This window comes from Streptomyces sp. NPDC016640 (genome assembly GCF_043076215.1).
GTDB lineage: Bacteria > Actinomycetota > Actinomycetes > Streptomycetales > Streptomycetaceae > Streptomyces.
On sequence record NZ_JBIBRG010000015.1, the window covers coordinates 213,292 to 220,396 of the forward strand.

At 72.2% G+C, this 7,105-nt stretch carries 3 protein-coding genes; 1 reads left to right on the forward strand and 2 read right to left on the reverse strand.

The window, feature by feature from the left end; translation table 11 throughout:
• Positions 1 to 105: 105 nt before the first annotated feature.
• Together ACF07S_RS27475 and ACF07S_RS27480 are read right to left on the reverse strand one after the other, a co-directional pair.
• Entirely contained in the window at positions 106 to 2,463 is a 2,358-nt protein-coding gene (locus tag ACF07S_RS27475) for an amino acid adenylation domain-containing protein (protein ID WP_391975395.1), read from the reverse strand.
• A gap of 5 nt (positions 2,464 to 2,468) precedes the next feature.
• Complete coding sequence (locus ACF07S_RS27480) at positions 2,469 to 3,266, reverse strand: hypothetical protein (RefSeq protein WP_391966801.1); 798 nt, start codon at positions 3,264 to 3,266, stop codon at positions 2,469 to 2,471.
• Positions 3,267 to 3,878: 612 nt separating this feature from the next.
• Between ACF07S_RS27480 and ACF07S_RS27485 the strand changes: the two genes are divergently transcribed.
• Positions 3,879 to 7,105 (forward strand): condensation domain-containing protein (locus ACF07S_RS27485; protein WP_391975390.1); only part of this gene is annotated, 3,227 nt, incomplete at its 3' end.

A 7,105-nucleotide genomic window follows, 5' to 3' on the forward strand; every position in this document is an offset into this window, starting at 1 on the left:
GCGGGGGGGCGGGGCCCCGGGGGGCGCCGGGGGGGGGGGGGGGGGGGGGGGCGGGGGGGGGGGGGGGGCGGCCCCCCCCCCCCCCCCCCGCGGCTCGCGTGGGAACTACGGGGTGATGAGGGCGGCGACCGTCTGCACGGTCGCGTCCTGGAGGATTTCCCTGAGGCGCAACCGGACACCGCTGCGCCGGTGGATGTCGTTGATCAGTCGGCTGGCGAGCAGGGAGTCGCCGCCCAGCTCGAAGAAGCTCTGGTCGACGCCGACCGGGGAGACCCCCAGGATGTCGCCGAACAGCCCGGCCACGAGCAGTTCCTGCGGTGTGGACGGCTCACGGCCGGCTCGCGCCACCGGCGCCTGCGGTCTGGGCAGGGCCTTGCGGTCCAGCTTCTCGTTCGCGGTGAGCGGCAGCTCGTCCAGGACGACGAACGCGGTGGGCACCATGTAGTCGGGCAGCGCCGCCTCGGCCCGCGCACGGAGCCTGTCCACGTCCACGTCCGCGGCGGTGCCGGGCACCGGGACGACGTACGCCACCAGCCGCTGATCGCCGGGTACGTCCTCGCGTACGAGGCAGACGGCCTGGCTCAGCTGCCCGTCCCGCAGCAGCACGGACTCGATCTCCCCGAGTTCGACCCGGAAACCGCGGATCTTCACCTGGTGATCGAGCCGGCCGAAGAACTCGATGACGCCGTCGGCGCGCCAGCGGGCCGCGTCCCCCGAGCGGTACATGCGGGCGCCGGGTCCGCCGAACGGATCGCCGACGAAGCGGTCGGCGGTCAGTTCGGGCTGCCCCAGGTAGCCCTCGGCGAGCTGCACACCGGCGATGTACAGCTCGCCGATCACCCCGGGCGGCAGCATGCGGCGCTGCTCGTCGAGGACGTACAGCTTCGTGTTCCAGACCGGACGCCCGATCAACACCGGTCCCGGCTCCGGGTTCCTCGGGCACAGCATCGACGAGACGTCCACGGCCGCCTCGGTGGGGCCGTACACGTTGAACAGATCGGCCTCCAGCACGGAGGCGAACCAGGCCTGCAGTTCGGCGGGCAGGGCCTCGCCGCCGCACACGACACGGCGCAGGCTGACGCACTTGGCGGCATCGGGTTCCTGGAGGAACACCTTCAGCCCCGAGGGCACGAAGTGGGCGATGGTGATGTTCTCGGCCACGATCGTCTCCACCAGGTAGGCGGGGTCCCGGTGACCGTCGGGATCGGCGACCACGATCGACGCCCCCGCCAGCAGTGGCCAGAAGACCTCGCGCACGGTCACGTCGAACCCGGCGGGAGTCTTCTGCAGAAGCCTGTCGTCCGGCCCCAGGGGAATCTGGTGCTGCATGTGGTGCAGGCGGTTGGTGATCGCGCGGTGGGCGACCACGACACCCTTGGGGCGCCCGGTGGAGCCCGAGGTGTACAGCACATAGGCGGGAGTGTCGGGAGTGAGCGGGGCCCGCCGGTCGGCATCGGTCGGACTGCTCGGGTCGGTGTCCGCCAGGAGGGTTCCCGTGGCCTCCTGGTCGAGCACGATCTGCTCGGCGGTCACCCGGATCGAGTCCGACAGCGCGGCGACGGTCACCGCGTGCGAGGCACCCGCGTCGGACAGCACCTGGTTGATGCGCTGCACCGGGTACCCGGTGTCCACGGGCAGGTAGGCCGCGCCCGTCTTGACGACGGCCAGCGCGGTGACGACGTAGTCGATCGAACGGGGCAGCACCATCGCGACGATGTCCCCGGCGCCCGCACCACGGCCGATCAGCAGCCGGGCGAGCCGGTTGGCGCGCGCGTCCAGCTCCGCGTAGGTCAGCCGCTCGTCGTGGTGGCTGATGGCGAGTCGGTCCGGGTGGGCGGCCACGTTCGCTTCCACCAGCTCCACGAGCGTGAGCTGCGGAACCTCGTGGTCGGTGGCGTTCCACTCGTGCATGATCCGGTGGTACTCCGCCGGGGTGAGCAGGTCCGCCCCGCCCACCTCGGCGGCCGCGCCCGACCCGAACAGCCCGCGGGTGAAGTGGCCGATGCGCTCGGTGTGTTCGGCGAGCTGTTCGGCGGTGAAGCGGTCGGGGTCGCCCTCGGCCTCGGCCCGCAGCATCCCGCTCCGGTACTCGAAGGCGAAGGCCAAGCCGGTCAACGGCGCCGGGGCGTCCGTGCAGAGGACCTGGACACGCGTCGGTGGGACGTCGTCCCCGGACCGGGCCGGCTCGCCTGCGGTGGCCCGCGTCCGGTGTGCCCGTACCTCTCTCACCAGCTCGGAGACGGTTGTCGAAGGGGCGAGAGTCAGCCGTACGGGCACGGAGTCCAGGGCGAGCACGATGTCGCGGGTCGCCGTCATCCGGTGCTGATAGGCCGCCGTGGCGGCGACCGCCAGATCGGTCCAGTCGGGCGAGGTGCCCTTCAGGAGGTCCCCGACGGGGACCTCGCGGGGGGCTAACGCGTCCAGCACGTCCACGGTGTTCCTCTCCGTTCGCGTCTCCTGCATCGCGGTCACGCCCCGTGCTCCTGGAGGAATCGATGCGCGGCGTCGGCCACGTCCTGGTTCCTCAGCAGCTCCTCGGTGCCTATGGGGAAGCTCCGCTCCCACAGGGCGTGCGGGGCACCGGGACTCGACTGCGCCGAGGTCAGCGCGCCGGCCGTGGCCCAGCCCTCTTCCGGGCTCAGCTGCCGGGCGGCGAACAGATAGGACACGTACGAGCGGAAGAACCCTCGCAGATCCTCGCTCGCCTCCTCCTCCAGGCCCAGGCGGTCGAAGACGACGCCCACGGCGGTCTCATAGAGTTTGATCACCTGCGTGGCGACTGCGTGGAAGTCCTCCTGCCCCGCCTCACACAGGGCCCGCACCTCCGCGAGGTGGCCGGACCGTTCCTCATCGGACAGCAGCTTCATGGAGCCGGTCGCCTTCTCGAAGTCCCGGTGGAGGGACAGTCGGTCCACCGGTTCCGGATCGAACAGCAGCAGTGCCGGCCGGGTGCCCTGCACCTCGGCGATCTCGTCGGCCAGCGCCGAGGCGAACACACTGCCCACGCAGTAGCCCATGACGGTGTCCACATGGCCGTACACGTCCTCGGGCAACTTCCGCCACCACCGCAGGTACGTCTCGGCGGACAGCAACTCCCTCTCGGCTTCTTCCGGTTGAACGCTCTGCCAGATTTCCCGGGAGGGCTTCAGCAGCGTGGCGAACTGACGGAAGTCCGCCTCCGACCGTGCCGCCGAGCCGAAGTCGACCGCGAGGACCGTCTTCTTCGGGTCGCCCGCACTGATGCGCCGCCACGAACCCGTGTTCATGAGTGTCCACCTCTTTTCCACGTCGGGAGTCCGCGCCGCACCCGGGTCCGGTCTGCTTCGGGGAAGGCGGATCGGTGCCGGCCGGACCCACTGTCCCCGCGCGGTCGGCCCACGCGAGCGGTGACGGATCCGCCACGTGACGGCCTGGAACACCGCCGGCAACGGCCGGGCGCGCCGAGTGCCGGTCACCGGAACTCCTCGGCCGGCTTCCCGCGCAGGTCTCGGTGCCCGTCCGGCTGCAGCGCCGTCCCCGGGTTCAGCGCCGTCCGAGAGTGCCTCAGCGGCAGCGGGGAAATCCACTCCTGCGGCGGCGCCGGGAAGATATTCGCGGAGATTCCCTAAAAGTGGTCCGGGGGCGGAGCTATCCCGGCCTCCCCGCTGTCCAGGGGAACACCTACATCTTCGTCACGTGTTCCTGTCCGAGCTTGATCGGCCCGCTCTCGCGGTCGCACCCTTGAGGGACGCGCAGGCCCCGCAGCGGGCCGTGCCGTTCCCACCCGCTCGGCGTGCGCCGGGCCCCGTTGTTTCCCGTGGGCTCCAGGCCACGCCCCGTACCACCCGGCAGGCTCTCCCGGCTGGGACATCGCGACGTGCAATGTGAGGGGTTGTGCCATGTCACTCGTCGATGAGTCGTTACACCAGAGCGACGTTCGACCGCTCTCCGGGGCCCAGGAGGGCCTGTGGTACGCCGGGCGGCTCGCGCCTCACAGCGCCGCGTACAACACTGGTGAGGCCGTGGAGATCCACGGTGCCCTCGACACCGACGTCTTCGAAACGGCCCTGCGGCGCACCGTCGGGGAGGCCGACACCTTCGCCCTGCGCTTCACCGACACCGATGACGGCCCCAGGTGCTACTCGGCCGCGAGTGACTGGACACTGCACCGGATCGACGTCAGCGGCGCGGACGACCCGTGGGGCGTCGTCCAGGAGCGCATCCGCACCGAGCTGGCCACCCCGGTGGAAACGGACGAGGGCCCGCTGTTCACCCACACCCTGTTCACCCTCGCTCCCGACCGGTACGTATGGCTGCTGAGGGCCCATCACATCCTGCTCGACGGCTACAGCTACAAGCTCCTCGGGCGACGCCTCGCCGACATCTACAACGCCCTGACCGCAGGTCGGGAACCGGCCCCCTGCGTCTTCGCGCCCGTGAGCCGGCTCCAGAGCGAGGAGGCGGCCTACCTCTCCTCCGAGCGCTGTGCCCGCGACCGGGCCCACTGGACGGATCGGCTGGCCGGACTGCCCGAGCCCGCGCGGCTCACCCGCCGCGCCGCCGCGCCCGCCGCCCGGTTCCTGCGTCGCACCGCGGAGCTGGAGCGCGAAGAAGCCGAGGCCCTGTCCGCCGCCGCTGCCCGGCTCGACGTCACACGCACCGATCTGCTGACCACCGCCGCCGTCGTCTACCTGCACCGAATGACCGGTGCCGGCGATCTCGTACTGGGCATGGCCACGATGAGCCGGTCCGGCAGCGCGGCACTGCGCACTCCGGGCACGGCCTCCGACGTGCTGCCGCTGCGCGTGGCCACGACCCCGGCCATGCCCCTCGCCGGACTGGCGCGGGCGGTGGCCGACGAACTCAAGGCGCTGCGGCGACACCAGCAGTACAGGGGCGAGTTCATCCGTCGTGATCTGAACCTGCTGGGGAAGGGACGCCGGCTGTACGGGCCGGTGCTGAACATCGTGCCGTTCACCGAGACGATCGACTTCGGCGGGCACCCGGCCACTTGGCACCACCTCTCCGGTGGCGCCGTCGACGACCTGCAGATCAGCGTGCGGCCGGGGAGCCGGCCCGGCGGTCTGTGGCTGTCCTTCGACGCCAACCCGGCCCTGTACGAGGAGGACGAACTCACGCTGCACCGGGACCGTTTCCTGACCCTCCTGCGACGGCTCGCGGACGCCGCGCCCACCACCTCCGTGGGAGGCCTGGACCTGCTGCTGCCGGGCGAGCACCCCCGGGAGGTCCCGGTGCGTGATGTGCCCGTCACCGGCACGCTCCCCGACCCGCGCGCCCACGTCACGGCCCCTCCGCCCGAGCACACGGTCCCGGCCGCCCGTGTCCCCGCCGACACACCCGCGCCCGACGCCGCCGCTGCCGCGTCCGGCGCCCGCCCCACCACCGCCGAGCAGGCCCTGGTGTGCCGGTTGTTCGAGGAAATCCTGCAGCTGCCCAGCGACACGGTCGGCACCGACGCCGACTTCTTCGAGCTGGGCGGCGACTCCCTGCTCGCCGCCCGCCTGCTGGCCCGGCTGCGCCAGGACAGCGGCGTCAAGGTCTCCCTCACCGTCCTCTTCGAGGAGCCGACCCCCGCTGTCCTCGCCCAACGGCTGGCCGGCCCGTCCGGCACCGCTCCCGCACGCCCGGCCCTCGGCCGAGTCGACCGCCCGGAGTGCGTGCCGCTGTCCTTCGCCCAGGAACGCATGTGGTTCCTCAACCGGCTCGACGACGCGGCAGCCACGTACAACATCCCGCTGGTGGTGCCGCTCGGCCCCGGCGTGGACACCGAGGCACTCCGCGCAGCGCTCGGGGACCTGGCCGACCGGCACGAGAGCCTGCGGACGGTGTTCGCCGAGCAGGACGGTGTCCTCCGCCAGCACATCCTGCCCCCTGGCGAGCTGCGCCCCCGGTGGCACCGTGTGGACTGCCCGGCCGGCGAGATCGACGCCCATGTCTCGGCGGCCTGTCGGCACCGCTTCGACCTGACCGCGGAAAGCCCCCTCGCCGCCTTCCTGTTCGGAGTCGGACAGGACCGCACCCTGCTGCTCGTCCTGCACCACAGCGCGGCCGACGGCTGGTCGCTGCGTCCCTTCGCCGACGACCTGAGCACCGCCTACGCGGCCCGCCGCGCCGGCCGGGCGCCCGAGTGGGAGCCGCTGGCGGTGCAGTACGCCGACTACGCCCTGTGGCAGCGTGCGCTGCTGGCACCCGAACCGGAGGGTCCGGGCCGGCTGGAGCGGCTGACCGCGCACTGGCGCACGGCGCTCGCCGGTCTGCCCGAGGAGTGCACCCTGCCGGGCGACCGGCCGCGTCCCGCCGCCCCGCGCGGAGGCGGCGCCCACGTCGCCGTCGCCGTGGACGCCGCCCTGCACCGGGAGCTGCTGGGCCTCGCCGACCGGGCGGGCGCCAGCCTGTTCATGGTGCTGCACGCCGCGGTCAGCGCCCTGCTCACCCGCTGCGGCGCCGGCGAGGACATCGTCCTGGGCACCCCCGTCGCGGGCCGCACCGAACCCGCCCTGGACCACCTGGTCGGCTTGTTCACCAACACCGTGGTGCTGCGGGCCGACACCTCGGGTAATCCCCCCTTCGGGGATCTCCTCGCCCGGCTGCGTGCCGGCGATCTGGCCGCCCTGGACCACCAGGACCTGCCCTTCGACCGCCTGGTGGACGTGCTCAACCCGCCCCGCAGGCCCGGCCGGCACCCGCTGTTCCAGGTCATGCTGGCCCTGCAGAACAACGAACCCGCGGTGCTCCGGTTGGGGGAGCACGAGGTGGGATTGCGGCCGACGGCCACCGGCACCGCCAAGTTCGATCTCTTCGTCGACGTCTTCCAACGGCACGGTGCCGAGGGCGCGCCCGACGGCCTCGCGGTGCACGTCGAGTTCGCGACGGATCTCTATGAGGCGGGTACGGCGGAGGCGTTCGCTCGTGCTCTGTGTGATGTGCTGCGTGTGGTGTGTGCCGATCCGGGTGTGCGGGTGGGGGAGCTTCCGGCGCCTGCGGAGCGTGTGGCGGTGGACGCGGTGGACGCGGTGGACGCGGTGGCCGCGGTGGATGTCGTGGAGTTGGAGGGTATGGCGTTGGCTGTGCCCGGTATCCGTGATGCCCGTGTGCTGGCCGGTGC

Excerpts from the sequence above, each read along its gene's own strand:
- ACF07S_RS27475 (WP_391975395.1), bottom strand. The coding sequence starts at position 2,463 with ATGCAGGAGACGCGAACGGAGAGGAACACCGTGGACGTGCTGGACGCG.
- ACF07S_RS27480 (WP_391966801.1), bottom strand. The coding sequence starts at position 3,266 with ATGAACACGGGTTCGTGGCGGCGCATCAGTGCGGGCGACCCGAAGAAG.